The sequence below is a fragment of the Aeromonas sp. QDB23 genome (assembly GCF_027707745.1).
In the GTDB taxonomy this organism is placed as follows: Bacteria; Pseudomonadota; Gammaproteobacteria; order Enterobacterales; family Aeromonadaceae; genus Aeromonas; species Aeromonas allosaccharophila.
Genome location: NZ_JAPCJA010000011.1, coordinates 62,651 through 88,732, shown reverse-complemented (window position 1 = coordinate 88,732; position 26,082 = coordinate 62,651). Strand labels below are relative to the sequence as shown.

At 60.7% G+C, this 26,082-nt stretch carries 21 protein-coding genes and 1 other annotated feature; of the genes, 8 read left to right on the top strand and 13 right to left on the bottom strand.

Annotated elements, in window-relative coordinates:
• Nucleotides 1–102 precede the first annotated feature (102 nt).
• The 10 genes from hisF to hisG all read right to left on the bottom strand — a co-directional run bounded on the left by hisF (nucleotide 103) and on the right by hisG (nucleotide 14,260).
• Nucleotides 103–876, bottom strand: coding sequence for an imidazole glycerol phosphate synthase subunit HisF (gene hisF, locus PG888_RS07445; RefSeq protein ID WP_042655750.1), 774 nt, complete (start codon nucleotides 874–876; stop codon nucleotides 103–105).
• A 169-nt stretch (nucleotides 877–1,045) separates the two neighbouring features.
• Nucleotides 1,046–4,993, bottom strand: a complete 3,948-nt coding sequence (locus PG888_RS07440) for a PAS domain S-box protein (protein ID WP_182939742.1) — start codon at nucleotides 4,991–4,993, stop codon at nucleotides 1,046–1,048.
• Complete coding sequence (locus tag PG888_RS07435) at nucleotides 4,993–7,143, bottom strand: PAS domain-containing protein (RefSeq protein ID WP_182939653.1); 2,151 nt, start codon at nucleotides 7,141–7,143, stop codon at nucleotides 4,993–4,995. Before PG888_RS07435 ends, PG888_RS07440 begins: the two co-directional genes overlap by 1 nt.
• Nucleotides 7,136–8,245 (bottom strand): response regulator, encoded by a 1,110-nt coding sequence (locus tag PG888_RS07430; RefSeq protein WP_182939654.1) that lies wholly within the window; start codon nucleotides 8,243–8,245, stop codon nucleotides 7,136–7,138. Before PG888_RS07430 ends, PG888_RS07435 begins: the two co-directional genes overlap by 8 nt.
• Nucleotides 8,246–8,410: 165 nt before the next feature.
• Complete coding sequence (gene hisA, locus PG888_RS07425; RefSeq protein ID WP_182939655.1) at nucleotides 8,411–9,157, bottom strand: 1-(5-phosphoribosyl)-5-[(5-phosphoribosylamino)methylideneamino]imidazole-4-carboxamide isomerase; 747 nt, start codon at nucleotides 9,155–9,157, stop codon at nucleotides 8,411–8,413.
• Between the two features lie 5 nt (nucleotides 9,158–9,162).
• Nucleotides 9,163–9,804, bottom strand: coding sequence for an imidazole glycerol phosphate synthase subunit HisH (gene hisH, locus PG888_RS07420; protein ID WP_182939656.1), 642 nt, complete (start codon nucleotides 9,802–9,804; stop codon nucleotides 9,163–9,165).
• Entirely contained in the window at nucleotides 9,804–10,943 is a 1,140-nt protein-coding gene (gene hisB, locus PG888_RS07415) for a bifunctional histidinol-phosphatase/imidazoleglycerol-phosphate dehydratase HisB (protein WP_182939657.1), read from the bottom strand. The genes hisH and hisB overlap by 1 nt, the downstream gene beginning before the upstream one ends.
• Before the next feature lie 15 nt (nucleotides 10,944–10,958).
• Complete coding sequence (hisC, locus tag PG888_RS07410; protein ID WP_182939658.1) at nucleotides 10,959–12,029, bottom strand: histidinol-phosphate transaminase; 1,071 nt, start codon at nucleotides 12,027–12,029, stop codon at nucleotides 10,959–10,961.
• A complete protein-coding gene (gene hisD, locus PG888_RS07405; protein ID WP_182939659.1) occupies nucleotides 12,026–13,351 on the bottom strand; it encodes a histidinol dehydrogenase in 1,326 nt (441 codons plus the stop codon). Before hisD ends, hisC begins: the two co-directional genes overlap by 4 nt.
• A 12-nt stretch (nucleotides 13,352–13,363) precedes the next feature.
• Nucleotides 13,364–14,260 (bottom strand): ATP phosphoribosyltransferase, encoded by an 897-nt coding sequence (gene hisG / locus PG888_RS07400; protein ID WP_182939660.1) that lies wholly within the window; start codon nucleotides 14,258–14,260, stop codon nucleotides 13,364–13,366.
• Nucleotides 14,261–14,285: 25 nt separating this feature from the next.
• Nucleotides 14,286–14,414: a sequence feature (His leader region), on the bottom strand.
• 188 nt (nucleotides 14,415–14,602) lie between these two features.
• Between hisG and PG888_RS07395 the strand changes: the two genes are divergently transcribed.
• The 7 genes from PG888_RS07395 (at nucleotide 14,603) to rnd (ending at nucleotide 22,236) form a co-directional block, all read left to right on the top strand.
• Nucleotides 14,603–14,848: a hypothetical protein gene (locus tag PG888_RS07395; RefSeq protein ID WP_075113349.1), complete on the top strand. Its 246-nt coding sequence runs from the start codon at nucleotides 14,603–14,605 to the stop codon at nucleotides 14,846–14,848.
• Nucleotides 14,849–14,915: 67 nt separating this feature from the next.
• Nucleotides 14,916–16,835: an ATP-dependent DNA helicase gene (locus tag PG888_RS07390; protein ID WP_182939661.1), complete on the top strand. Its 1,920-nt coding sequence runs from the start codon at nucleotides 14,916–14,918 to the stop codon at nucleotides 16,833–16,835.
• Nucleotides 16,836–16,925: 90 nt separating this feature from the next.
• Nucleotides 16,926–17,627, top strand: coding sequence for a tRNA (adenosine(37)-N6)-threonylcarbamoyltransferase complex dimerization subunit type 1 TsaB (gene tsaB / locus PG888_RS07385; RefSeq protein WP_075113350.1), 702 nt, complete (start codon nucleotides 16,926–16,928; stop codon nucleotides 17,625–17,627).
• A gap of 111 nt (nucleotides 17,628–17,738) precedes the next feature.
• Nucleotides 17,739–18,254 (top strand): Slp family lipoprotein, encoded by a 516-nt coding sequence (locus tag PG888_RS07380; RefSeq protein ID WP_182939662.1) that lies wholly within the window; start codon nucleotides 17,739–17,741, stop codon nucleotides 18,252–18,254.
• Nucleotides 18,255–18,274: 20 nt separating this feature from the next.
• Nucleotides 18,275–19,141, top strand: a complete 867-nt coding sequence (locus PG888_RS07375; RefSeq protein ID WP_182939743.1) for an alpha/beta fold hydrolase — start codon at nucleotides 18,275–18,277, stop codon at nucleotides 19,139–19,141.
• Nucleotides 19,142–19,338: 197 nt separating this feature from the next.
• Nucleotides 19,339–21,015 carry a long-chain-fatty-acid--CoA ligase FadD gene (gene fadD, locus PG888_RS07370; RefSeq protein ID WP_139709491.1) on the top strand — a complete coding sequence of 559 codons (1,677 nt, stop codon included), beginning with the start codon at nucleotides 19,339–19,341 and terminating at the stop codon, nucleotides 21,013–21,015.
• Between the two features lie 108 nt (nucleotides 21,016–21,123).
• Entirely contained in the window at nucleotides 21,124–22,236 is a 1,113-nt protein-coding gene (gene rnd, locus PG888_RS07365; RefSeq protein WP_182939663.1) for a ribonuclease D, read from the top strand.
• 181 nt (nucleotides 22,237–22,417) lie between these two features.
• On the opposite strand, the gene PG888_RS07360 is transcribed toward rnd, so the two are convergent.
• Genes PG888_RS07360 through selD form a run of 3 tightly spaced genes read right to left on the bottom strand, consistent with a single transcriptional unit; the run spans nucleotide 22,418 to nucleotide 25,243 of the window.
• Nucleotides 22,418–23,062 (bottom strand): MBL fold metallo-hydrolase, encoded by a 645-nt coding sequence (locus PG888_RS07360; protein ID WP_111806974.1) that lies wholly within the window; start codon nucleotides 23,060–23,062, stop codon nucleotides 22,418–22,420.
• A 31-nt stretch (nucleotides 23,063–23,093) separates the two neighbouring features.
• Nucleotides 23,094–24,209 (bottom strand): tRNA 2-selenouridine(34) synthase MnmH, encoded by a 1,116-nt coding sequence (gene mnmH, locus PG888_RS07355; RefSeq protein ID WP_182939664.1) that lies wholly within the window; start codon nucleotides 24,207–24,209, stop codon nucleotides 23,094–23,096.
• A complete protein-coding gene (gene selD, locus PG888_RS07350; RefSeq protein WP_182939665.1) occupies nucleotides 24,206–25,243 on the bottom strand; it encodes a selenide, water dikinase SelD in 1,038 nt (345 codons plus the stop codon). The genes mnmH and selD overlap by 4 nt, the downstream gene beginning before the upstream one ends.
• Nucleotides 25,244–25,637: 394 nt before the next feature.
• On the opposite strand from selD, the gene PG888_RS07345 reads away from it, so the two are divergent.
• Nucleotides 25,638–26,066, top strand: a complete 429-nt coding sequence (locus PG888_RS07345) for a GNAT family N-acetyltransferase (RefSeq protein ID WP_075113462.1) — start codon at nucleotides 25,638–25,640, stop codon at nucleotides 26,064–26,066.
• The last annotated feature ends 16 nt before the right edge of the window (nucleotides 26,067–26,082 follow it).

Below are 26,082 nucleotides of genomic sequence, written 5' to 3'. Positions count from 1 at the left end.
CCTCTATTATCAGACCGGCACTCAGGGCGGGGGATCATGGCGCATTTGCACTTAGCCCAGTCGAGCCGCTCCACGAGCGGGATCTGGTTTGCAATCTCTTGATTATTCACGGATGGCGACTCCTTCATTTTTCAGCCAGCGTTTCAATTCGGGAATGGGGATAAGGCCCTTGTGGAACACCGAGGCGGCCAGCGCTCCGTCCACATCGGCGAGGGTAAAGGCATCGCGAAAGTGCTCCATGGCACCGGCGCCGCCGGAGGCAATCAGCGGCACCTTGCAGACGCTGCGCACCAGTTTGAGCTGCTCGAGATCATAACCCTGGCGCATGCCGTCCTGATTCATCACGTTCAGCACGATTTCGCCCGCGCCGCGTTTTTGCACCTCCTGCACCCAGTCGAGGGTGTGCCAGGCGGTGGTGCGGGTGCGGCTCTCGTCACCGGTAAACTGTTTGACCTGATAGTGGCCCGTTTCGGCATCGAAGTAGGAGTCGATCCCCACTACCACACACTGCACGCCAAAGCGCTCGGCCAACCGGCTGATGAGGGTCGGATCGGCCAGCGCCGGGGAGTTGATGGAGACCTTGTCGGCACCAAATTCGAGGATCTGGCGGGCATCCTCCACGCTTTTGATGCCACCGGCGACGCAGAAGGGAATATCGATCACCTCCGCCACCCGGCTTACCCAGCTCTTGTCTACCACCCGCTCGTCGCTGGAGGCGGTGATGTCATAGAACACCAGCTCGTCAGCCCCCTCCTCGGCGTAGCGGCGCGCCAGCTCGACAATGCCGCCCATCACCTCATGATTTCGAAATTGCACTCCCTTGACCACCACGCCATCTTTGACGTCGAGACAGGGGATAATACGCTTTGACAACATGCTCGTTGCTCCATGTAACGCACGGTTAAAACATCATGTTTGCCGACTGACTTCCAGGTCAGGCGGGTAACGCCAATGACATGCTTTCACAGCGGGATCCGTTGTGGAAAAAGACGCGGTTTGAGGTGCGTGCTTGCCGGGGGAACCACCACTATATGCATGACTTTATTCAGTGATTCAACCCTTTATCCCTCTTTGTCGTCCCGGATGGGCGGCCACTGGTCACCTTGGCCGTCACATCGTCGCCGTGGAGGGCGCGCAGGGTCAGCAGGGCCGCATCGAAGTCGAAGCCTCGCAGTTGCCTTGCCAGCAAGGGGCCTTTGGGGCCCAGGCTTACCAGCAGGCTGTCGGCATGCTGTTCGAACAGGGGGATAACGGCCGTGTCGCTTTGCAGCAGCAGTCCTTCCATCTGGCGCAACCACTGTTGCTGCTGATGGTGACTGGCCGGAGAGGCGGCCTTGGCAGGTTCGGTTTCTACATCCCCCAGTTGCCGGGTCAGTTGGGCTAGTAGCGAAGAGATCTGCGCCATCAGCTCACCCCGGGTGTCGGGAGACCGGGCAAGGGCATGTTCGAGCTGCAAAGCAAGGTCGGCCAGCGTCGTCAGCCCCAGGGTACCGGCAACGCCGCGCAATGTGTGCACCAGTCGGCGGGCAGCCTGTTGATCCTGTGCTTGCAGCAACCGGGTCAATTGCGCCATATCCTGGCTGTGTTCCAGCGTGAAATGGCGCAACAAGGCGAGGTATTTCGGCTGATTGCCCTGCAGGCTGGCGAGTCCGGCGGCGAGATCCATCCCCGGCAAGCTCTGCAGCCTGACGAGCGGGGGCAGCAGGGGGTCGCTGGCCGCTTGTCGAGTCTCTTGAAGGGGTGAGGCGGCCGCGGGCAACCAGAGCCGCAGCGCCTCGAACAGTTTGGCCGGGGTCACGGGCTTGGCGATAAAGTCATTCATGCCTGCCGCCTCGCACGCCTTGCGATCTTCTTCATAGGCGCTGGCGGTGAGTGCCAGAATAGGCACCTTGTCCCAGCCTAGCAGGGCCCGGATGGCACGGGTGGCACTGTAGCCATCCATCAGCGGCATCTGGATGTCCATCAGGATGAGATCGAAAGGGTGCTGGCTGACACGTTCCAGTGCTTCCTGACCATTGACTGCGGTTTCAATCACCAGCCCGCTGTTGTTGAGCAGCTCCAGAACCACCTCGCGGTTGATGGCGTTGTCCTCCACCAGCAACACCCTCGCATGGTTGGCAAAATAGATCGTCTGTTGCACCGTCTGCTCAAGGGGGGCGGGTTGTTGTGGCTCACCGCGCCCCGGGGACAGCCGGGCAGTAAACCAGAAGAGGCTGCCCTTGCCCGGTGTGCTGCTGACACCCACCTCGCCCCCCATCAGGGCGGCTAGCCGACTGGTAATGGCGAGCCCGAGTCCGGTACCGCCGTATTTGCGGGTGGTGGAGACATCGGCCTGCTCGAAGGCCTGAAACAGCTTTTTCCGTTGCTCCTTGCTGATACCGATGCCGGTATCCTCCACTTCAAAGCGCAGCAGATAGCCGCTTGGCAGCGGTTGCTGTACCCGCACTCGCAGGGTGATTGACCCCTGCTCGGTAAACTTGATGGCGTTGGCGGCATAGTTGAGCAGTGCCTGGCGCAGTCGGGTGATATCGCCATGAACCCAGGCGGGGGTGTCACCGATGTCGATGATGATGGTGAGCCCCTTGGCTCTGGCCTGCTCGCTCATCAGGGCACTGACGTTGTCCAGCATGGCTGTGAGGGAGAAATCGTCCAGCTCCAGCGCCAGTTTGCCCGCGTCTATCTTGGAGAGATCCAGGATGTCATTGATGATGCTGAGCAGGTGTTGGGCGGCGTTGTCGATTTTTTCCAGCCGTTCATGCTGGGTGCCGTCGGGGGTATCTCGCTTGAGCAGGTAGGTGAGACCCAGGATGGCATTCATGGGGGTGCGAATTTCGTGACTCATGTTGGCAAGGAAGGCACTCTTGGCGCGGTTGGCACTCTCCGCGCGTTGGTGAGCCTGCGCCAGCTGCAAGGTGCGCTCATTGACCATCTCTTCCAGATGGTAGCGGTATTGATCCAGCTCCTCGCCGAGCTGTTTTTTCTCCGTGATGTCGGCCTGCACGGTGACAAAGTGGCTGATCTCGCCGTTCTCCTGACGGATGGGGGAGACGGTGGCCAGCACCTGATAGTGGGAGCCGTCCTTGCGTCGGTTGATAAACTCACCGTGCCAGCGCTGACCATGCTTGATGGCATCCCACAGGGCCACATAGGTCGCCTGCGGGGTGAGCCCCGATCGCAGCAGAGAGGGGGTCTGGCCTATCACTTCGCTCTTCTGATAGCCGCTGGCGGCAAGGAAGGCGGCATTGACATACTCGATGCGAGAGTCGATATCGGTGATAAAAACGCCGTCAGGGCTCTGCTCCAGCGCCAGCGAGAGCTGGCGCAACTGTTGCTCGGCCTGTTTGCGCTCGGTGATGTCTAGGTGTATGCCCAGCAGGCGTAGCGGTTGCTGTTGTGCATCCCGATAGACGCTGCCCTTGCTGCTGATCCAGCGTACGCTGCCATCTGGCAGCAAAATACGAAATTCGAGATCCAGCGGGCGGGGCGGTTGGGGCAGTTGGGCCAACAGCGCGGCGATGCGGGGTTGATCATCGGGATGCAGACAGGCTTGCCAGTCATTGAAATGGCCGAGTTGTTCCACGCTGCGGCCATAGAGACGGGCGCATTCGGCCGAGAAGAAGATCCTGCCGCTCGGGATCTCCCACTCCCAGATACCTGCATGGGCCCCTTCCTGCGCCATCAGCAGCCGCTGTTCGCTTTCCCGCAGGGCGGCGCTGGTACTTTCGGCCTTGATACGGGCGCTGATGGCATCATCCATCAGATTCAGCGCCGCCAGACGGGCACGGCGCTGGGTATCGAGCGCCAGTTGCTGATTATGCAGCAACTGCTGCTCGGCCAGCTTGCGCTCGGTGATGTCCTGCACGGTGCCATACAGCTCGACGATGGTGCCGTCACTGTTGCGCAGCGCCGCTCCCCGGGCAATGATCCAGACAGATCCTTCGTGCTCGTGGAGCACCTCGGCGTCGCACTCGTAGGGCTGACCGTCTTGCAGGCAGCGTTCTACGGCCTGGGAAATAGCGCGCCATCCTTCCTGACTGAAATACTTTTTCACTTCCGGATAGATGGCTGGCGGCAGCGCGGGATCTCGGCCATAGATGCGGTAGATCTCCTGCGACCAGAAATGGGTATCGTCGGCAATGTGCCAGCGCCAGTTGCCTATCTTGGCCAGGTGCTGGGATTCACGCAAGATCACCTCGTTGCGGCGCAGGGCCTCTTCGGTCTCCTTGCTCTGCTGATTATCCTCGATGATGGAGATGAAATAGTCTGGCTCGCCGTTGAGATCCCTGACCAGCGCCACTGTCAGGGTGACCCAGAGTACCTCGCCGCCCTTGCGCAGGTAGCGCTTCTCCAGGGTGTAGTGGGGGCGTTTCCCCGCCAGCATCTGGGCCACATAGGACTGGTCGATGAACAGATCGTCCGGATGAGTGACCTGCTGAAACGTCATGTTCATCAACTCGTCGGCCTGATAGCCCACCATGTCGCACAAACGCTGGTTGACCCGCAGCCACTTGCCATCGGGAGAGACGAGGGCGATGCCCACTGCGGCTTGCTCGAAGGTCGCCTGGAAACGGGTTTCACTCTGCTGCAGGCGGGACTGGGTACTCAGCAACTCCTGCCAGCGCTGGATCTCTCTGGCCCGCGAGTTGTGCATGGCGGCACTGAGCAGACTGATGAGGACACCGTTGGCAATCAGGATCCCCCATTGCACCAGATCCTGTCCCATGCCGATGGCGAGCTGATGCAGCGGCGGCAGCACGTAGTAGGTGGTGATCAGGGCCGTCACCAGGGTGCTGAGCAGACCCGGCAGCAGGCCGCCGAGCAGGGCACAGACAATGATGGGTAGCATGAACAGCACCAGCAGGGGCCGCTCGCCAAAGGCGATGGGCAGCTGGATCCTGAGCTGCAGCATCAACAGTGGCAGCAGCAGAGCCAGTAGGCATGCTCCCCACTGTTGCCGAGACCCTCGTTTTTGCCATGCGCCGAGCCACTGCATCATAGGGACTCCTCGGGGGGCGGTGGTGCCTGTGGATAGGGTGGTTGCTGTCCGATCTGGCGTGACAACTCATTGATCTGATGTTTGAGTGCCAGCATGGCCAGCTCCCTGTCCACCATCACCCGGTTGAAACGCTCCAGTTCGCTGTTCTGCTGACGCAGCTCCATGGCCTGTCGGGTCAGCGCCTGCTCGACTTGCTCCCGCTCGGTCACATCCAGCAACAGGCCGAGTACGGCGGGCTGGCCGCGGTAGTCCACATGCCGTCCGTAGAGCTCTACCTCTATGTTCTGCTGATCGTGATGCAGCGCGGTGAAGCGGGTGTGGATCTCGCACTCCTCCTGCTCGCAGTGCTGCAGTTGTTCCGCCACTCTGGCGCTGTCTTTCGGGCTGATCAGGGCGGGCAGGGTCCCCACCCTGAGCAGGGCGTGGGTGGAGGGGTAGCCAAACAGACGGGCAAAGCCCGGATTGATATAGCTAAGCTCTCCCCGCTGAATGATGTAGATCCCAGCGAGAGATTGCTCCACCAGCGCGCGAAACAGCCCCTCCCGCTCCTGCAATCCGGCTTCGGCGCGCTTGAAGTCGGTGATGTCGCGGGAGATGCCGAAGATGCCGATCACCTCGCCATCGCTGCCTTGCAGTGGTCCCTTGGTGGCGAGAAATACCCGGTCACCGCTTGGCAGGGTCAGGTACTCTTCCCGCGTTTCGACCTTGTTGCTGGCGATCACCTGGCGTCCCAGCTCCATCAGCATCTGTGCCTGTTCGGGGGGAAAGATGGCCAGGTCATCCTGTCCCAGGATCTCTTCGGGTGACTTGCCCACAAACTGGCAAGCAGCCCGATTGAACAGGATGTATTTGCCCTCCTTATCCTTGGCGAAGATGGCATCTTCCGAACTGTCGGCAATGGCGGAGAGCAGTTGCAGTGCCTGCAATCGACCCGCCTGGGAGTGGCGTACCTGCTCGGCGATTTGCAGCTGTGTATGCTGACGCAACAAAATGATGCCGGTGTTGGCGATGAAGAGCACCAGCAGGCCAGTCAACACAATCCAGATGCTCTCCCGGAGGGCGGACTGATTGAGCTCGGATCTGTCTATCTTGGCCAGCAGATACCAGTCGGTGCCAACCACCCCGGTGATGGTGCCAAATACCGCGATATCACGGTAGTCCTTGCCAAAGAAGAGCCGGGGACCGCCCGTTTTGTCATGCTGGCGCAAAAACTGGGCGGCCAGCAGCTCCTTTTGCTGCAGCGGCAGTTGCAGGGTGAGCGCCGAGCCGGGCCGGTAGCGAACATCGTTGAGATATTGCACCTGTTCGCCGTGCTGGCGAAATAGCATGGCTTCACCGCTGCTGTCGGGAATGGGCCAGCTTCTGAGGATCTGGTTGATCCAGTCGCTGCCGTTGGTCTGCAGCACGATGAAGGAGAGAGGGCCCGTACCGGCGGGCAACGGTGCGACAAAGTCGAGCCTGGGCTGTGACCGGGCATCGAGATAGGGGCCTACCCGCAGGATCTTGCCGGCTTCAAGTCCCTTGAGCGCCTCGCGCAAAGGAGGGGTCATGTCACCGGCTAACGGAGTGCTGAGCAACCGCTGTTGATCCGGTCCAAACAGGGTGGCGCCATCAAATCCGCGCAAGGAGACAAACTCAATGAGGCGTTCCTGCAATTGCTGACGTCCGGCCGGGCTGTCAGCGCGGGAAAGCAGTCCGGTGTAAAGCGGGTTTTCAATGAGCTGGCGGGCATCTTGTTCCCGGTTTTCGAGCCATTCGGTAATGCGTGTGCTTTTAAGATCGGCGATAGCCTCGATAAGGGCAACCTCCTTGTCCCGGGTCTGTCCCAGATTCTGGGCGATGGCCATGCCGGTCAGTACCATGATCAAGCTGTTGAGCAGGATAAAGGGGCGCAGTTGGCGTCTGGAGAGGCGGCTGCTCACCGTGGGTTGATCGATACGTCGGCGCAGCATGGCATAGAGCATGAACGCCGTAATCAGAATAAACAGCCAGCCCTTGAGGGTGCTGGCCAGGGCAAACTGGGCCGGTGAGCGAAACAGTAACTCCACCGCCTTGTCAGAGAGCAGGATCCACAGGCTGGCCACCGCAGCATAGGTGAGTACCACATTGAGGACATGGGCGCGGGTAAACGGAGGCTGTTTAGCCATGCGTCGCCTCACTGTCATCCTGATAGCGCTCGGCGATGGCGACAAATTGCTCGAAATGGCTGTCAAACGCCGCCACCACATCCGGATCGAAATGTTGGCCGCTCCCCGAGAGGATCAGGGTCCTGGCCTCCTCATAAGGCATGGCGGGTTTGTAGACGCGGACATTGATGAGGGCATCGAAAACGTCAGCCAGCGCCATCAATCTTGCCGAGAGGGGAATGGCATCCTCCTTCAGTCCATCGGGGTAACCGCTGCCGTCCCACTTCTCGTGGTGCCAGTGGGCAATCTCCTTGGCCAGGGTGAGGAATGCCAGAGGTTGCTCTATGTCTTGTTCTGCCTGCTCGATGGCGTCGCTGCCGAGTTTGGCGTGAGTGCGCATGACGTCCCACTCCTCTGCGGTCAACTTGCCGGGCTTGCGCAGAATGTGATCGGGAATCCCCACCTTGCCGATGTCGTGCAGAGGGGCCGAGCGACTCAGCAGATCGATGTAACGAGGCGTCAGGGTATCGCTAAAGCGGGGGTGACTGGCCAGCGCACAAGCCAGTTGCCGCACGTAGCCCTGGGTGCGCAGTATGTGGTTGCCGGTCTCGGGGTCGCGGATTTCTGCCAGATGAGCCAGCGCCCGAATGGAGACCTGCTGGATAAGATCATTCTCGGTCATCCGGCGGGCCACTTCCGCTTCCAGCGCGGCATTTTGATCCTGCAGCCCGTCACGGGCCCGCTTGGCATCCAGCTGGGTACGTACCCGTGCCTGGACGATGGTCGGTTTGATGGGTTTGGTGATGTAGTCGGCGGCCCCGAGAGAGAGACCGAACTCCTCGCTCCGGGGATCGGCCAGGGCGGTCAGCAACACCACGGGAATGGTGCTGGTCTGCGGGTTGGCGTGCAACTGTTTGAGGACGTCATAGCCATCCATGCCCGGCATCATCACATCCAGCAAGATGAGATCGGGCACGGTTTTGCTGTTGGCAATGCGCAAGCACTTCTCTCCGCTCTGAGCGGCCAGCACCCGATAGGTGGGAGAGAGCAGGTCGGTCAACACCATCAGATTCTCGGGAGAATCATCGACAATCAGGATGGTGGCGGAGTGAGATGTGAACATAAGCGCTCCGTGACAGTGTCGCAATGAGTTCGAGTGTAGAGTCAATTGTTACCAATGGGTAGGGACTTGGCGCGATCTACCCCTTGATGGAGAGGCTTCCGGCCGGATGGTCTGGCAGGGAGCCTCTTCTCAATCAACGTCCTGATGGCGACGGCTTCAGCTGGCTTATTCCTGGCTGCCATTCCCCCAGCAGGCGATGGCGTCACCTACCGAGAACTTGCCCTCCAGCAGGGCGCGGCCAAGGATGATCCCCTTGACGCCGGAGCCTTTGAGCGCCTCGATATCCGCGATGCCGCCAATGCCGCCAGAGGCCTGAAAGGCGACGCTCGGGTAGCGGGCGCAGAGATCCCCATAGAGCTCGACGTTGGTGCCAGCCAGGGTGCCGTCACGGCTGATGTCGGTGCAGAGCACATGCTTGAGCCCGGCGGGGAGGAAGCGCTCGATCAGCGCCTCGATGGTCACGCCGCTGTTCTCCTGCCAGCCTGCCACCGCGATATGGCGATTGCCCTGGGCATCGATATTGACGTCCAGCGCTAGCACGATCTGCTCGGGGCCATATTTTTCCATCCAGCTGGCTACCAGCTCCGGGGATTTGACGGCGGTCGAGCCAATCACCACCCGGCTGGCACCGGCGGCCAGCAGATCGGCCACATCCTGCTCCGTGCGCACGCCGCCACCGACCTGCACCGGTGCTTCGGTGGCCGACAGCAGTTGGGTCAGCAGGGGCAGCTGGCGTGCCCTGGCATCCTTGGCGCCGTCCAGATCTACCAGATGGAGCTGCACCGCCCCCTGGGAGACATATTCATCGAAGCGGGCCTGCGGGCTGCTGCTGTATTCGGTCTTCTGGTCGTAGTCACCCTGATAGAGCCTCACGACTTGGCCGTTAATCAGATCAATGGCTGGGATAATCATCCTTGTTACAGCTCCAAAAAGTTCTTCAGTAGACGGGCACCGGCTGCGCCGGAGCGCTCCGGGTGGAATTGGGCGCCAAAGAAGTTGCTGCGCTCACCAACCCCGCCCACGATGGCGGTAAAAGGCGTGCCGTAGTCACAGGTCGCTAGCGTCGCGTCGGTCACCTCCAGCGCATAGGAGTGAACGAAGTAGAAGTAGCTGCCGCTCGGGATCCCCTTGAGCAGAGGATGGGTCTCGTCATGCTCAATCTGGTTCCAGCCCATATGGGGCAGGCGCAGATTACCGACTTCCATCAGCCGGATCTTGCCCGGTACTATGCCAAGGCAGTCGATAAGCGTATCTGGCGAACCCTCTGTGCCCATGCTCTCTTCGGAGGCCTCTGCCAGCATCTGCATGCCGAGGCAAAAGCCCAGCAGCGGCTGTTTGGCGGCGCGAATAAGGGGCACCAGCCCCCGCTCGTTGAGGTTCTTCATGGCGGCCACCGCGGTGCCGACGCCGGGCAGGATCAGCTTGTCGGCCTGCTCGATATCGGCCGCCTGGCTGGAGACCAGCGGCGTCACGCCGAGGCGTTCGAATGCCATCCTGACCGAGGCCAGATTGGCGCAGCCAGTGTCAATGATGACCAGCTTCTGCTTGCTCACATCCATCACAGCACTCCCTTGCTGGAGGGGAGGTCACTCCCTTCCACCCGAATTGCCTGACGCAGGGCGCGGCCAAAGCCTTTGAACAGCGCCTCCACCTGATGGTGGGTATTGCCGCTGCCCACCTTCATCTGCAATGTGATGGCCATAGCGTCCGACAGCGAGCGGAAGAAGTGGGGCACCATCTCGGTGGCCATCTCGCCCACATTGTCGCGGCCAAAGCCGCTCGGGCAGTCAAACACGAAGTAGGGGCGACCGCTCAAGTCCAGCGCTGTGCTCACCTCCTGCTCGGTCAGCGGGCGCGCATCGATCACGGCCTGCACCTCGTCCATCGCCAGCACAAAGCCGAAGCGGCCGATACCGCGCTTGTTGCCAAGGGCCTGACGCAGTGCCTGACCCAGCGCCAGCCCCACATCTTCCACCGTGTGGTGATCGTCGATATGCAGATCGCCGCTGACGTTCAGCTTGAGCTGGAAACCGGCGTGGGTGGCAATCTGATCCAGCATGTGATCAAAGAAGCCGATGCCGGTGGCGATCTGGTTGCCACCGCTCTTGTTTGTGGCAGAAGGGTCGAGGTCCACTGCTACCTGAATGCGAGTCTCTTTGGTATTGCGCTCCACCGAGGCTACGCGGCCCTTATCTGGACTAAGAACAGCGAGCAGCTGATCACGGATGGCGAGCCAGTCGTGATCCTGCGGGTGATAGCGAATACCGCCAATGCCCATGTTGTCGGCCAGCTGCAGATCGGTCTGGCGATCACCAATCACGAAGGAGTTGGCAAAGTCGATACGGCCCGAGGCAAGGTACTCCTTCACCAACCCGAGGTGGGGCTTGCGGCAGCTGCAGCCGTCGGTCGGGAAGTGCGGGCAGATCACCACCTGCTCCCACTTCACCCCTTGCGATTCAAACAGGTGCATCATCAGGTCGTGGGGTGGCTGGAAGTTCTCCAGCGGCAGGCTGGCGGTGCCCAGCCCATCCTGGTTGGTGACCATCACCAGCACGTAGCCAGCGGCCTGCAACTCGCGCAGCACCGGAATGACCATGGGCTCGAAGCGCAGCTTGGCGAGGCTATCCACCTGCTTGTCGGTCACCGGCTCTTCAATCAGGGTGCCGTCGCGGTCGATAAACAAAAACGGGGTCTTCATCGCTACATCCTTGTCTTACAAAGTGGGAGAGGGCAGATCACGCAGTACCGCCAGCACGGCATCCATCTCGCCCTGATAGCCGATGGTGACGCGAATGCTGTTATCAAGGCCGGGTTTGGTCGAGAAATCCCGCAGTATGATGCCGGCGGCCTTCATGGCAGCAAAGACGGCGGCGCCATCCACAAAGCGCACCAGCACGAAGTTGCCCTTGTCCTCGAATACCTCTTTTACGCAGGAAAGTTCGCCGAGCGCGGCCTTGAAGGCGGCTTTTTGCTTGTTGAGCTCCACCACTCGCTCCTGCATCAGCTCCAGTCCCATGGGGGAGAGGGCCTGCGCCGCGATCTGGGCGATGGGCTCGGGGATGGGATAGGGGGCGATCACCTTGGCCAGCATGGCGATCACCTCTGGGCTTGCCAGCGTAAAGCCGCAGCGGATCCCCGCCAGGGCAAAGGCCTTGGAGAGGGTGCGGGTCACCACCAGATTGGGGAAGCGGGCCAGCAGGTCGACCACAGACGCCTCGGGGCAGAACTCGATATAGGCTTCGTCCACCACCACGATGGCGCGATCCCGGGTTTTTTCCAGCAAAGCGATAAGGCCGTCGCGACCCACCAGATCCCCGGTGGGGTTGTTGGGGGAGCAGAGAAACACCAGCTTCACATCGCCGAGGCGATCGGCGATAGAGGGCCAGTCGGGCTGGCGGCTGGCGGTCAGAGGCTGCTCGACGATGCCAACGCCACAGGTCTCGGCGCTGATGGCGTACATGCCGTAGGTAGGCGGGCAGATGAGGATCTGATCTTCACCGGCTTCGCAGAAGGTGCGAATAAGCAGCTCGATGGCCTCGTCGGCGCCGCGGCTCACCAGCACCTGATCCGGGTTGACTCCGGCGTAGGCGGCATAGCCGCTCACCACCTCGGCCGGTTGGCACTCGGGGTAGCGGTTGAGGCGGCTCCCCTCGATGCTGAAGGGATAGGCCTGCGGCGCCTCATTGGCGTTGAGCCAGACGTGGCCCTTGCCGCCGATGCGGCGGGCGGATTGATAAGGGGTGAGGGCCCGCACCACGCGGCGTGCCAGATTGGCAATGCTCATGACAAATCCTTTTGCTGTGCTGTTGGTTGGGGCGCGGCGGCCAGGGCGTTCAACCTGAGGGTGACGGCGTTCTTGTGGCCATCGAGCCCTTCGGACTGGGCGATGCGCTCGACGATAGGGCCAAGGCCGCGAATACCTTCGGCGCTCAGCTCCTGCACCGTGTAGCGGCGCTGATAATCGGCAAGGCCCAGGCTGGAGCAGGTACGGGCATAGCCATAAGTTGGCAGCGTGTGGTTGGTGCCGCTGGCGTAATCGCCGACCGACTCGGGGGTCCATGCTCCCAGGAAGATGGAACCGGCGTTCTCGAGTTTATCCAGCAGGTCGCGTGGGGCGCGGGTCTGTACAATCAGGTGCTCCGGCGCGTAGGCGTTGGAGATGGCGCACGCCTCGGCCAGATCGTCACAGAGGATCACCAGACTGCTGCCGAGCGCCTGGGCGGCGATATCGCGGCGGCTCAGCTTGGCCAGCTGGCTTTTTATTTCCCCTGCGATGGCATCGGCCAGCAGCGGCGAGGTGGTGACCAGCACCACCTGGCTGTCGGGGCCGTGCTCGGCCTGAGAGAGCAGATCCGCCGCCACGAAGGCCGGGTTGGCGCTCTCGTCAGCAATCACCAGCACCTCGGAGGGGCCGGCGGGCATGTCGATGGCGGCGCCGCGCCAGTCGCGGGAAACCTGCCCCTTGGCTTCAGTCACATAGGCGTTGCCCGGGCCGAAGATCTTGTCCACTTTGGGAATACTTTCGGTGCCGTACGCCATGGCGGCGATGGCCTGGGCGCCGCCGATGGCGAACACCTTCTCGACCCCGCAGGCGCGAGCGGCAAACAGGATCTCGTCGCTGGCGGGGGACGGGGTGCAGAGCACCACTTCACGGCAACCGGCGATAGCAGCCGGAATGGCCAGCATCATCACGGTGGAGGGGAGCGGCGCACTGCCGCCCGGCACATAGAGGCCGACCCGGCTGATGGGCTGGGTGCGCAGCTCGCACACCACCCCGGGCTGGGTTTCTACCCGCACCACCGGTTGCACTTGCGCGGCGTGGAAGGTGCGAATATTGGTAATGGCCGCTTCGATGGCGCTTTTGATGTCGTTATCCAGCCGCGCGCAGGCGGCTTCAATTTCAGCCTCGCTAACGCGCAGCTGTTCACGGGGGGCGCGCTCGAAGCGCTGGCTCAGCTCGCGCAGGGCCTCATCGCCACGGCTACGCACCGCGGCGATGATATCCCGCACTACGGCGCCAATATCGGCCTCGTCATTGAGGGCGGGCCGGGTCAGCACGTCGGCCTGCTGGGCGGGGGAGAGGGTCTTCCAGATCAGGGTCTGCATGATGTCCCTTCCTTATTCCATCATTTTTTCGATGGGCAGCACCAGAATGGAGCTGGCACCGAGGGCCTTGAGCTGCTCCATGGTCTCCCAGAACAGGGTCTCGCTGGAGACGACGTGCAGCGCCACCTGATTGGTGTCACCGGCCAGTTGCATGATGGTGGGGCGCTCGGCACCCGGCAGCAGATCGGTGATGGCATCGAGCTTGTCTTTGGGGGCGTGCAGCATGATGTATTTGCTCTCGCGGGCCTGCTGCATCCCCTGAATGCGGGGCAGCAGTTTGTCGATGAGCTTCTGTTTGGCATCAGACAAGGGGTTGGGGGCCTGTACCAGCACTGCCTTGGAGCGGTAGATCACCTCTACCTCTTTGAGGCCATTGGCTTCCAGGGTCGCGCCGGTGGAGACCAGATCGCAGATGGCATCGGCCAGACCCGCACGGGGCGCTACTTCTACCGAGCCGCCCAGCATCACGCTCTTGAAGCCAAGCCCCTTTTCATCAAAGAAGCGCTTGAGCAGCCCCGGGTAGGAGGTAGCGATACGCTTGCCCGCCAGACTCTGTGGCCCTGTGTAGGTGACGTCTTCCGGCACCGCCAGCGAGAGGCGGCAGCCGCCAAAATCGAGCTGCTTGAGGGTTTTGACCTCGAACGGCAGGCCCTGTGAGGCACGAATAAGCTGCACCTCTTCCAGCACGTTCTCGCCGATGATGCCAAGGTCGACTACCCCTTCCATCACCAGACCCGGGATGTCGTCATCGCGCACCCGCAAGATATCGATGGGCATGTTCTCGACATGGGCGATGAGGCGCTGCTCGCGCAGGTTGATCTTGAGGCCACAGCTCTTGAACAGGGCCTGGGAGTCCTGGCTCAGACGACCGGACTTTTGCATGGCGATACGCAGACGTTGTGCTTCCATTTGCTCGATTTCCTTCTAGTCAAAAACGAAAAAACCCTCGGAAGTGTGTGCTTCCGAGGGTTTATGAATCTTGCGGTCCTTTTGGAAGTCACCAGTTAAGTGTCTTCCAGCAATCAACCTCCTGAAAGACTAGTCGGGATGATGATGGTGGTGATGAGTCTTCAGGTTGGTGAACTTCATGTAATCAATCCTTTGCAAAATAAGATGTCGTAGTTGACGCCTGATTTAAACTACCTGCCTTGACAGAAAATGCAACCCGAAATTGTGATTTGATCGATTAAAGTTGAGAAAACGGTTTTCTGGTCGATAACTAGACAATAACCCCTTGCAGGAGTCGCCATCATGCCCAGCCAGGACCTGTTGTTCCCCATTTTGCCCCGGGCGCCCGCCGCGCCCGGCAGCGAAGAGATCAAGCGGGAAGTGAACCAGATCAGCAAGAAGCACCAGCTGCGCAAGACCAGCACTGACAACAGTGACTCCCAGCAGCGTCAGCAGGCGTATAGCACGCCCGCCAAGCGTGATCAGCCCAAGGCGGAAGAGGACGATCACAAGCCGGATCCCGACCATCAGATCGATCTGTTCGTCTAGGCAGATTATCTGTCCCGCTTTTGCCGAGCTTTTGGCATAATGGCCGCTTTTGCTGCGGGACGCCCTTTTGACCATCCAGACCCTGTTCAAGCCAGATGGCCCTCTGGCCAGCCATATCGACGGTTTCAAAGCCCGCGCTCCCCAACTGGAGATGGCCGAAGCGGTCGCGCGCGCCATCAAGAGTGGTGGCCGTCTGCTGGTGGAGGCGGGGACCGGTACCGGCAAGACCTACGCCTATCTGGTGCCAGCGCTGGAGTCCGGCAAGCGGGTGGTGATCAGCACCGGCTCCAAGAACCTGCAGGAACAGCTCTTCTATCGGGATCTCCCGACCATCACAGGTGCGCTCTCCTACACCCCGCCGGTGGCCCTGCTCAAGGGGCGCAGCAACTATCTCTGCATCGAGCGAATGAACCGGCTGTTGAGTGAATCCCATCTGCAAAAGCCTGAAGTCCTGAACGATCTGGTGAAGGTCAAATCCTGGTCCACCGCCACCGATAACGGCGATGTGGGGGATATTCCGGGACTGCAGGAGAACGCCGAGATCCTCGCCCACGTCACCAGCACCAACGACAATTGCCTTGGTCGCGACTGTCCCTATTACGACGATTGCCATCTGGTTGTGGCCCGCCGCCGCGCCATGGATGCCCAGGTGGTGGTGATCAATCATCACCTCTTCTTCGCCGATATGGCGGTGAAAGACACCGGATTTGGCGAGTTGGTGCCCCAAGCGCAAGTCTATGTCTTTGATGAGGCGCATCAGCTGCCGGAGATCGCCACCAACTACTTCGGCAAGTCGGTGGGCAGCCGCACCATCCAGGATCTGGCGCAGGATATCCAGCTGGCCTATCGCGCCGAGGCCCACGATCTGGCCCAGCTTGGCAAGGCGGCGGACCGGCTCTCCATCGCCAGTCAGGATCTGCGCCTCGCCTTCGGGGTGGATGGTGGTCGCGGCAATACCCGCGACATGCTGCGCCAATCGCTCTGGGGCCAGGCGTTGGCTCGTCTCAACGACGCCATCGGGCTCTGCTACGAGGTGCTCAAACTCGCGCTCGGCCGTGGCGAACAGCTCGATCACGCTTTCGAGCGGATCTGCGAGCTGCGCACCCGCCTTGGCGAGGTGCTGGCGGTCAACCAGACCGGTTTCTCCTACTGGTATGACTGCTCGCGACTGCATTTTTCCCTCAATTTGACGCCGCTCTCGGTGGCCGAGCGATTCAGTGCCGAGGTGCAAAAGCCGGAGGTGGCCTGGGTCTTTACCTCTGCCACCCTGACGGTGGATATGCGTTTTGATCACTTCAAGGCTGAGTTGGGGCTGGCGGGCAGCGCCGAGCTTATTCTCGACAGTCCGTTCGACTATGGCGAGCAGGCGCGGCTCTGTGTGCCCCGCTATCTGCCGGAGCCCAACGCCTTTGGTCGCGGCGAGCAGCTGGCCAATCTGATGATCCCGCTTATCAACAAGACGCCGGGAGGCTGTTTCTTCCTCTGCACCAGCCATCAGGTGATGCGTCAGGTAGCCGAGGTGCTGCGCCGGGAGATTGGCCGCACCGTGCTGCTGCAGGGGGAGGACAACAAGCAGCGGCTGCTCAAGGAGTTTGTCGAAAATGGCCGCGCCGTGCTGGTGGCGACCAGCAGCTTTTGGGAGGGGATCGACGTGCGAGGGGCGGCGTTGTCGTGTGTTATCATCGACAAACTGCCGTTTGCCAGCCCGGATGATCCGCTGCTCAAGGCGCGGGTGGATGATTGCAAGCTCAAGGGGGGCGATCCCTTCGCCGAGCTGCAGTTGCCCAAGGCGGTGATTGCACTCAAACAGGGGGTGGGGCGGCTTATTCGTGATCGCAGTGATCACGGCGTGCTGGTGATCTGTGATCCACGGATGGTCAACAAACCCTACGGCGCCACCTTTATCAAGAGTCTGCCCGCCATCCCTCGCACCCGGGAGTTGGGGACGCTGGGGAGCTTTTTCGATCGCACTGAACGCGGTGAATAAGTGTGCCGCCAGATAACAGATTTGAACAACGGGTGAGCATCTCTCGCTTGCCGGTTATGTAATTGACTGATTTTATAGAGATTGGAAAGCATGAACGAGTTGAAGATCCTGGCCGTAGATACCGCCACCGAAGCCTGCTCCGCCGCCTTGCTGGTGGGTGACAAGCTGTTCTCCCGCTGGGAGGAGGCGCCACGGGATCACACCCGAAAAATCCTGCCCATGGTTCAGGCTGTGTTAGACGATGCCGGGATAAGTTTGAGTGACCTCGACGCCATCGCGTTTGGCCGTGGCCCGGGTTCCTTTACTGGCGTGCGGATCGGCATTGGCGTTGCGCAAGGTCTGGCATTTGGTGCGGGTGTGCCGCTGATCGGCATCTCGACCCTGGCTGCCATGGCACAAGGGGCCTATCGACTCGATGGCGCCGAGCAGGTGCTGACCGCCATCGATGCGCGGATGAACGAGGTCTATTTCGGCCGCTATGAGCTGCTCGATGGCCGCATGCAGCTGGTGGGTGACGAGGTGGTGAGCGATCCTGCGGCACTGGTTGACGCCCGTGGCAAGCTGGCGGGTCGAGTGACCTGCGTCGGTACCGGTTTTGAAACCTATGGCGAAATTTTAAGTGGTCTTGCCGATGAGCTGGCGGTGAGTCAGGTACGCTTCCCGGCGGCAGAAGACATGTTGCCGCTGGCCCGCACCGCCTGGCTGGCGGGGGAGGCAGTGCCGGTGGAGCAGGCGACACCGGTCTATTTGCGTGACAAGGTGACCTGGAAAAAACTGCCGGGTCGCGAATAAGGGCAAGAGGTATGTCGCTCTTGCCGCTCATCAGCTGCAACACAAGCGGGTGGCCCCGACGGGCCACGCTGGCAACAGGAGAGTGACATGATGCGTAAGTCCAGAAGCGACATGATGAAACGCACAATGGTGATCGGGGCGCTGGCCCTGCTACTCGGGGCCTGCAGCTCGGTCCCCAAGGAGCTGGCTTATGAACCCGAAAACCAGCTGGTGGCCTATCAACCCGCCCTTGGCGGGATGGAGGGCAAACCGGCCCGCTGGAGCGGCGTTATCTCGGCGGTGCACAACAAGGCAGATCAGAGCATTATTGAAGTGGTCTATTTGCCGCTCAAGTCCAACGGCGTGCCGGAGCAGACCGAGCAGAGCCCGGGGCGCTTTCTGGCCATCATGAAGGGCTTTGTCGATCCGACCCTCTACGCCAAGGGGCGCAGCCTGACGGTGCTCGGCACCATAGGCCAACCGGTTGATAGCCAGATTGGCGAGCACAAGTACCGCTTCTCGGTGCTCAATGTGACGGGCAGCAAGCTGTGGCCGCCAGTCAAGGAGGTGGAGGTGCGCTATATGGACCCCTACTTCTATGACCCCTTCTATGATCCCTTCTGGCCGAGACGGCCGCTGCGTCGTTAAGGCTGGTCATGATCAACCCCATGATGAGCACCATGCACGAGCGGCTGCTGACTCTGGCGGATGGTCGGCAGGTAGCCCTGCTGGAGAACCAATCCCCTGAGCATGATCAGCAGGGCAAATCCATGTTGATCGCCTTGCATGGCTGGCTCGACAACAGTGCCAGCTTCTTGCCGCTGGCGCCGCATCTGGGGGATTTTCACCTCATCTGTGTCGATCTGCCGGGGCACGGCCACTCCGATCACAAAGCCACCTCTTATGTCTTTGTTGACTGGCTCGACGATCTCTACCAGATCGTACAGGCGGCCGGCTGGTCGCGTTTCACTCTGCTCGGTCACTCCCTCGGGGCGCTGATCGCCTCGGCCTATGCCGGGGTGTTTCCCGAACAGGTGGAGCGGCTGATCATGCTGGAGGGGCTGGGGCCGCTGAGCCAACCCGATGAGGAGGTGCCCGCCCAGCTGCGACGTGCGATTTTAAACCGCAGTCGCACCCGGGAACGCAGTACCAACGGCTTTGCCTCCATTGATGAAGCGGTGGTCGCCCGTTGCAAAGTGGCGGATATCACGCCGCAGGCAGCGCGTCTTATCTGCGAACGGCAGCTTGAAGAGCGGGCAGGGCGCTGGTACTGGCGCAGCGATCCCCGCTTGCGGGATCTTTCACCCCTTAGAATGAGCGAAGGGCAAGCCCGGGCCCTGATGGCGGCTATCCGCTGTCCGGTGCTGTTTATTCAGGGGGAGCAAGGCTTTGCTGCGCTGGAAACCCAATGGCAGTCCCGTCAGGATGCCTTCCAGCAGATCGAACGGGTCATATTGGGTGGAAACCACCATTTTCATATGGAAAATTCGGTTGATACGGCCGTTTGTATCGTAAAGTTTTGTCAAGTTCGGTAGAATCGCCAGCTTTCAATAATTCCATGTTTGTTTTCTCCCTCACATTTTTCTGTTGTTAATTTGCTGTTAATTGATGTTGCGCTGTGTAAATATGGCGGCATTAGAGCATCAGCTTAAAACGATCGATTAAAATGGATGTGAACAGGGACGGAGGCAACACAGTGAGCGCACAGGTGTTAGTTATGCAGGAGAAGTTCGTGGAAAAAGTCTGGCTGAAGCGTTATCCGGAAGGGGTTCCCGCCGAGATCAATCCAGACCAGTACGGCTCCCTGGTTGAGATGTTCGAATCCTCGGTGACCCAGTTTGCCGACCAGCCCGCCTTCGTCAACATGGGACAGACCATCACCTATCGCCGCCTGGAAGAGCAGTCCCGCGCCTTTGCTGCCTACTTGCAAAACGAGCTGAAGCTGGAGAAGGGTGATCGGGTCGCGGTAATGATGCCGAACCTGCTGCAATACCCCATCGCCGTGTTCGGCATCCTGCGCGCCGGCATGATAGTGGTCAACGTCAACCCGCTCTATACCCCGCGCGAGCTGGAGCATCAGCTCAAAGACTCCGGTGCCAAGGCCATTGTTATCGTCTCCAACTTCGCCCATACCCTGGAAAAAGTGGTCTACGACACCCCGATCAAGCACGTTATCCTGACCCGGATGGGGGACAACCTGGGTCTGGCCAAGGGCACTCTGGTCAACTTCGTGGTCAAGTATGTCAAGAAGCTGGTGCCGAAATATAATCTGCCCGACGCCACTACCATGCGTCAGGCCCTCTCCAAGGGACGTTTCCTGCAGTACATCAAGCCCGAGATCACCAACGACGATCTCGCCTTCCTGCAGTACACCGGTGGCACCACCGGCCTTTCCAAAGGGGCCATGCTGACCCATCGCAACATGATTGCCAACGTCGAGCAGTGCCTCGGCGTCTACGGCCCCATGCTGGAGCGTGGCAAGGAGTTCGTGGTCACCGCATTGCCCCTCTATCACGTATTTGCCCTGACCGTGAACTGCCTGCTCTTTATGCGCATCGGCGGTTACAACCTGCTGATCAGCAACCCGCGCGATATCCCGGGCTTTGTCAAAGAGATCAAGAAGTACCCCTTCACCTGCATTACCGGGGTCAACACCCTGTTCAATGCGCTGGTCAACAACGAAGAGTTTCAGGGGATCGCCTTTGACAAGCTCAAGCTGACCATCGGCGGCGGCATGGCGGTGCAGCGCGCGGTTGCGGAGAAGTGGAAGACACTGACCGATACCCCGTTGCTGGAAGGCTATGGCCTGACCGAGTGTTCGCCACTGGTGAGTGTCTGCCCCTACGATCTGACCGACTACAACGGCTCCATCGGTCTGCCGGTCTGCTCCACCGAGATCCGTCTGGTGGATGACAACGGCCAGGTGGTTCACGCCCTCGGCACCCCAGGCGAGATGCAGGTGCGCGGCCCGCAGGTGATGGTGGGCTACTGGCAGCGCCCCGAGGCGACCGCCGAAGTAATGCAGGATGGCTGGCTCTGTACCGGTGATATCGCCGTGTGCGACGAGCAGGGCTTCTTCAAGATCGTTGACCGCAAGAAGGACATGATCCTGGTCTCCGGTTTCAACGTCTATCCGAACGAGATCGAAGATGTCGTTGCGCTGCACCCGAAAGTGCTGGAAGTGGCCGCCGTCGGCGTACCGCACAAGGTCTCCGGCGAGTTGGTGAAGATCTTTGTGGTCAAGAAAGATGCAAAATTGCAGGAGGACGAGATTATTGCCCACTGCCGCAAACATCTAACTGCCTATAAGGTGCCGAAACTGGTAGAATTTCGCGACGAACTTCCCAAGACCAATGTGGGCAAGATCCTGCGCCGCGTACTGCGCGACGAGGAGATTGCCAAGCAATAACCGGACTGCGGCTGCAGAACCCTCTGCAAACCCGCACCGTCGTTATGCAAAACCGTGGGTCATCCCACGGTTTTTTCTTTTTGGCCCTGATCAACCGCGCAGGCACAGATGCACTATCAACTTATCACTCAGCAAGCCGACTTTGAGCACTATCTCGCTTCTCTGGCCGATGTTCCCTTGGCTATCGATACTGAATTCGTTCGCACCCGTACCTACTATCCCCAGCTTGGCCTGTTCCAGATCTATGATGGCGAGCATCTGGCGCTGCTGGATCCGCTGACGCTGGATCTCTCCACCCTCTGGCAGCGACTGGGCAGGGCAGGGCAGATCGCCATCCTGCACGCCTCTGGCGAAGATCTGGAGCTTATCCAGCATCAGGCAGGCCACCTGCCCAACCAGATGCACGACACCCAGTTGGCCACCGCATTCCTCGGCTACGGCGTCTCGGTCGGCTTTGGTGCGCTGGTGAACGAATTTCTCGGGGTCGAGCTGGAAAAAGATCAGGCGCGCACCGACTGGTTGGCCCGTCCCTTGACCTCCCGCCAGCTCGAATACGCTGCGGCGGATGTGTTCTACCTGATGCCGCTCTACGAGAAAGTGATGGCCAAACTGCGGGAAAGCGGCAAGTTTGCCTGGTTCGAGCAGGAGTGCCAGAACCACTCAGCCCGCAAGACCCAGGGTAGCGATCCCCGTCAGGCTTACCTCGAGATCGTCAACGCCTGGCAACTGGGGCGCCGCGAGCTTGCCATCCTGCGCGAGCTGGCCGCCTGGCGCCAACAAGAGGCGGTACGCCGCGATCTGGCCCTCAACTTCGTGGTCAAGGAGCTGCACCTGTTCAAGGTGGCTGAGCGTCGTCCGACCTCCATGCGGGATCTCAACGAGCTGGGCCTCTCGCCTATCGAGATCAAGATCCACGGCAAGCGGATGCTCGATATCGTCGCCAAGGCGCAGCAGAGCGATCCTGACAGCTGGCCCGAGCCCATTCGCCGGCTGGTGGATTTCCCCCAGTACAAGGCCGAGCTCAAGCGCATCAAGGCCATGGTGGAAGAAAAGGCCAAGGCCAGCAACATTCCGCCCGAGCTGATCGCCAGCAAGAAGATCATTCACCAGTACTTCACCTGGAGCTGGCGGATGAACGACGAAGAGCGGGCCCGCAGCGACAAGCCGATGCTGCTGCAAGGGTGGCGTCATGAGCTGGTCGGTCACCTGCTGGCACAATAAGCCACCAGAGTGTTGCACCTATAAATCAATCCTCACCCCAGGGTGGGGATTTTTATTGGGCGAAAGGTAACAGCGGGCATGCCGAATTGGGGAACGCAGGGGGTGCGTGGTTGGCCCGGAATTGAGAATACAAAAGAGAGAAGAGAGAAAAGGCAGCGGCTAACACCGCTGCCTTTTTTGATCACCAGATAGGCTGGGTCAGGTAGGGATTGCTCACCTTCTCGCGGCCGAAGGTGGAGCTGGGGCCGTGGCCCGGGATAAAGACGATCTCGTCACCGAGTGGCAGCAGGGTTTCGGTGATCGACTTGATCAGCGTCCCGTGATCGCCACGGGGGAAGTCGGTGCGGCCGATGCTGCCGGCAAACAGCACGTCACCGACCCAGGCAAGTTTTTCGGCCTGGGAGAGCAGCACGATATGGCCCGGGGTGTGGCCGGGGCAGAAGTAGACCTCCAGCTCGCACTGGCCAAGCTGCACCTTGTCGCCCTGTTCAAGCCAGCGATCCGGCGTGAAGGCGGGGGTATGGGCGAAGCCGAACATCTGGCTCTGCTGGGGCAGCATGTCGAGCCAGAAGGCGTCTTCCTTATGGGGGCCGGTAATAGCGACACCGGTCTTTTCCCGCAGTTCTGCCGCGGCACCCACATGGTCCAGATGACCGTGGGTCAGCAGGATGTGGGTCAGGGTCAGGCCGCGCTTGGCGATGGCCGCCAGCAGCTTGTCCGCTTCGCCGCCCGGATCGATCAGCGCCGCCTGATGGGTCTCGTCACACCAGATGAGGGAGCAGTTCTGGGCGAACTGGGTGACCGGGATCACCTCGAATTTCAACATGTGGGGTCCTCTTGTTGGAAAGGCGACGGGGTCAGCCCTGTTGCCCGTTGGCGCGCTGCTCGGCGAAGTAGTCGAGACAGGCTTGCTTGTCGCCGCGGAACACGATGCGCTCCTGCTTGTTGCCAAGCTGGTAGAGATACATGGGATCGTAGTAGCGGGTTAGCAGCAGGGTGATCCAGGCCAGATGCAGCCCGGTATCGCCGCTCTTTTCCTGCTCGGCGAGGGCGGTCTGCATCAGGGCATCCAGCTCGCGGTGGGCCTGATCGCCGAGACGGCGCTTGAGACGTGCCAACGCATCGGTGAGGTAGGCGGCAAACAGCTGCCAACCGGCTTCCTGGCCATACATGGCTTGATAGCGCAGCCAGAGATCGTGCACGTAATCTTCACGGATCTGCTCGGCGCGATCGCACTGTGGCACATCCACCACCACCAGCGGCGCCTGACTCATGGCCTCATGGAGGGAGAGCGGTAGGCAGCAGCGACCGATGAGCCTGCTCTCGTCTTCCACTACAAAGGCGTGTTCGCCCTGATGACGGCGCTTGAGCAGCTCGATGGCCATGTTGTTTTCAAAGTTGATGTTGCTGGGCTGGCCGCCGGGCAGTTGACCGAAGGAGGAGCCCCGGTGATGGGCGTGTCCTTCCAGATCGAGCGCCTGGACCACATGGTCCAGCATATGGGTCTTGCCGGAGCCGGTCATACCGGTCAACACCGTCCAGTGGCACTCGGCAGAGGCCTTGTCCTGGGTGTCGATCAAAAAGCGACGCAGCTCCTTGTAGCCACCGGCGACGCGGGGGCGAGTGACGCCCGCTTCATGGAGCCACAGTTGTACGGTTTGCGAGCGCAGGCCGCCGCGAAAGCAGTAGAGCAGGGCATCGGGCTGCTGGCGCAACTGCGCCAGCCAGCCTTCGATGCGCTCGGCGCGTACTGCTCCCCCCACCAGCTTGTGACCAAGCTCAATGGCGGCGGCCTGACCCTGCTTCTTGAAGCAGGTCCCCACCTGGGCGCGCTCATCGTCTGTCATCAGCGGCAGATTGGTCGAGCAGGGGAAAGCCCCCTCCTTGAACTCGATGGGGGCGCGCACATCAATCAACGGCACATCGCCTAAAAAAATCCGGGCGTAGTCCGTGGCCAGTGGCAATTCACTCATTGGACAATCTCGATAAAGCGGGTGCCCTCAAGGGGCTTGATCTGGCCGATGGGCGAGAGTTCTAGCCCAGCTTCGCGCGCGATGGCGAGCAGCTCGGCTTCACTCTCTTTACCCACGGCGACCAGCAGGCCGCCGCTGGTTTGCGGATCGCACATGATGTTGCGGGTGCGATCGTCCATGGCATCCAGCTTGTGGCCGTAGGAGTCGTGGTTGCGCAGGGTGCCGCCCGGTACGCAGCCCTCGGCGAGGTAGTAATCCACCTCATCCAGTAGCGGCAGCGCCTTGAAGTCGAGGCGGGCACTGACGCCAGAGCCTTCACACATCTCCAGCAGATGACCGGCGAGACCAAAGCCGGTGACGTCGGTCATGGCGTGCACACCCGGCAGCTCGGCAAAACGCTGGCCAATCTTGTTGAGGGTACACATGGCGTTGGGGGCGAGTTGCTCATGTTCGGGCTTGAGCTTGTTCTTCTTCTGGGCGGTGGTGAGGATGCCGATACCGATAGGTTTGGTCAGATAGAGGGTGTCACCCACCTTGGCGGTGTCGTTCTGCTTGATGGCGTCCAGCGGCACGATACCGGTGACCGCGAGGCCGAAGATGGGCTCGGGGGCATCGATGCTGTGACCACCGGCCAGCGAAATACCTGCTTCATGGCACACCTGACGGCCACCGTCGATCACCTGCTGAGCCACTTCGGCAGGCAGGGTATTGATGGGCCAGCCGAGGATGGCGATGGCGACGATAGGCTTGCCGCCCATGGCGTAGATATCGCTGATGGCGTTGGTGGCGGCGATGCGGCCAAAGGTGAAGGGGTCATCGACGATGGGCATGAAGAAGTCGGTGGTGGAGACAATGCCCTGACCGTTGCCGATATCGACCACGGCCGCGTCATCCTTGCTGCTGTTGCCAACCACCAGCGTCGGGTCGTTGAAGCCCGGGATCTGGCTCTTGAGGATGGTGTCGAGTACCTTGGGAGAGATTTTGCAGCCGCAGCCAGCGCCGTGGCTGTATTGGGTCAGACGAATGGAAGACATACTTACCCCTTATGCAGAGGCTCTGTGGAGCCGTCTTGGTCAATGGGCGGCCTTGTAGATAGGAAGACAAGAAGCCGCAAATATGGGTGGCCTCGGTGCCAACAGGGGCAGCGATGACTGGCAGTTATGGAGGACCGCCAGGCCGGACGGGGAACAAGAGGGCGACCAGGTGCGCCAGCGCAGCCCCGCCAAGGGCCACAGGACGGAGCATTATGCCACATCTGCCCCTTGGGGTTCGAACAGGAATTCACATAAACAGCAGGGAATTGTCCGCACTTGCCTGTCATCGGGCTGGATCCGCCGCGCACTGATTGATCGCAGTACAGGTGCAGCCAAGAGAACGTCAAAGAGCGCAGCAGCGTGCGTAACAGCCTATCTACAACAGGAGAGCTTTGTGACCACCACGTTTTTGGTTAACCATCCCATTACCACGGCGCAGTTTGCGGCGCTGTTGGCGCAGACCTCGCTCGGTGCGAGACGGCCGCTGGATCATCCGTCCACCCTGCAGGGCATGCTGGATAACGCCAATCTGCTGATCACCGCTTGGCAGGGCGAAACCCTGGTCGGGGTGGCCCGTTCGGTGACCGATTTTCATTTTTGTTGCTACCTCTCGGATCTGGCGGTGGCCGAGTCAGTGCAGGGGCAGGGGATTGGCAAAGCACTTATTCGCGAGACATTTTTGCAATTGCAGCCGGGCTGCAAGCTGATCCTGCTGGCTGCGCCGCAGGCGGTGGCGTACTACCCCAAGCTTGGATTTAGCCAGCACCCGAGTGCCTGGGTGATGAGCAGTCTGGATGAACTGGTGCTGGATGAGTTGACATAAAACCGTCAACTCATCC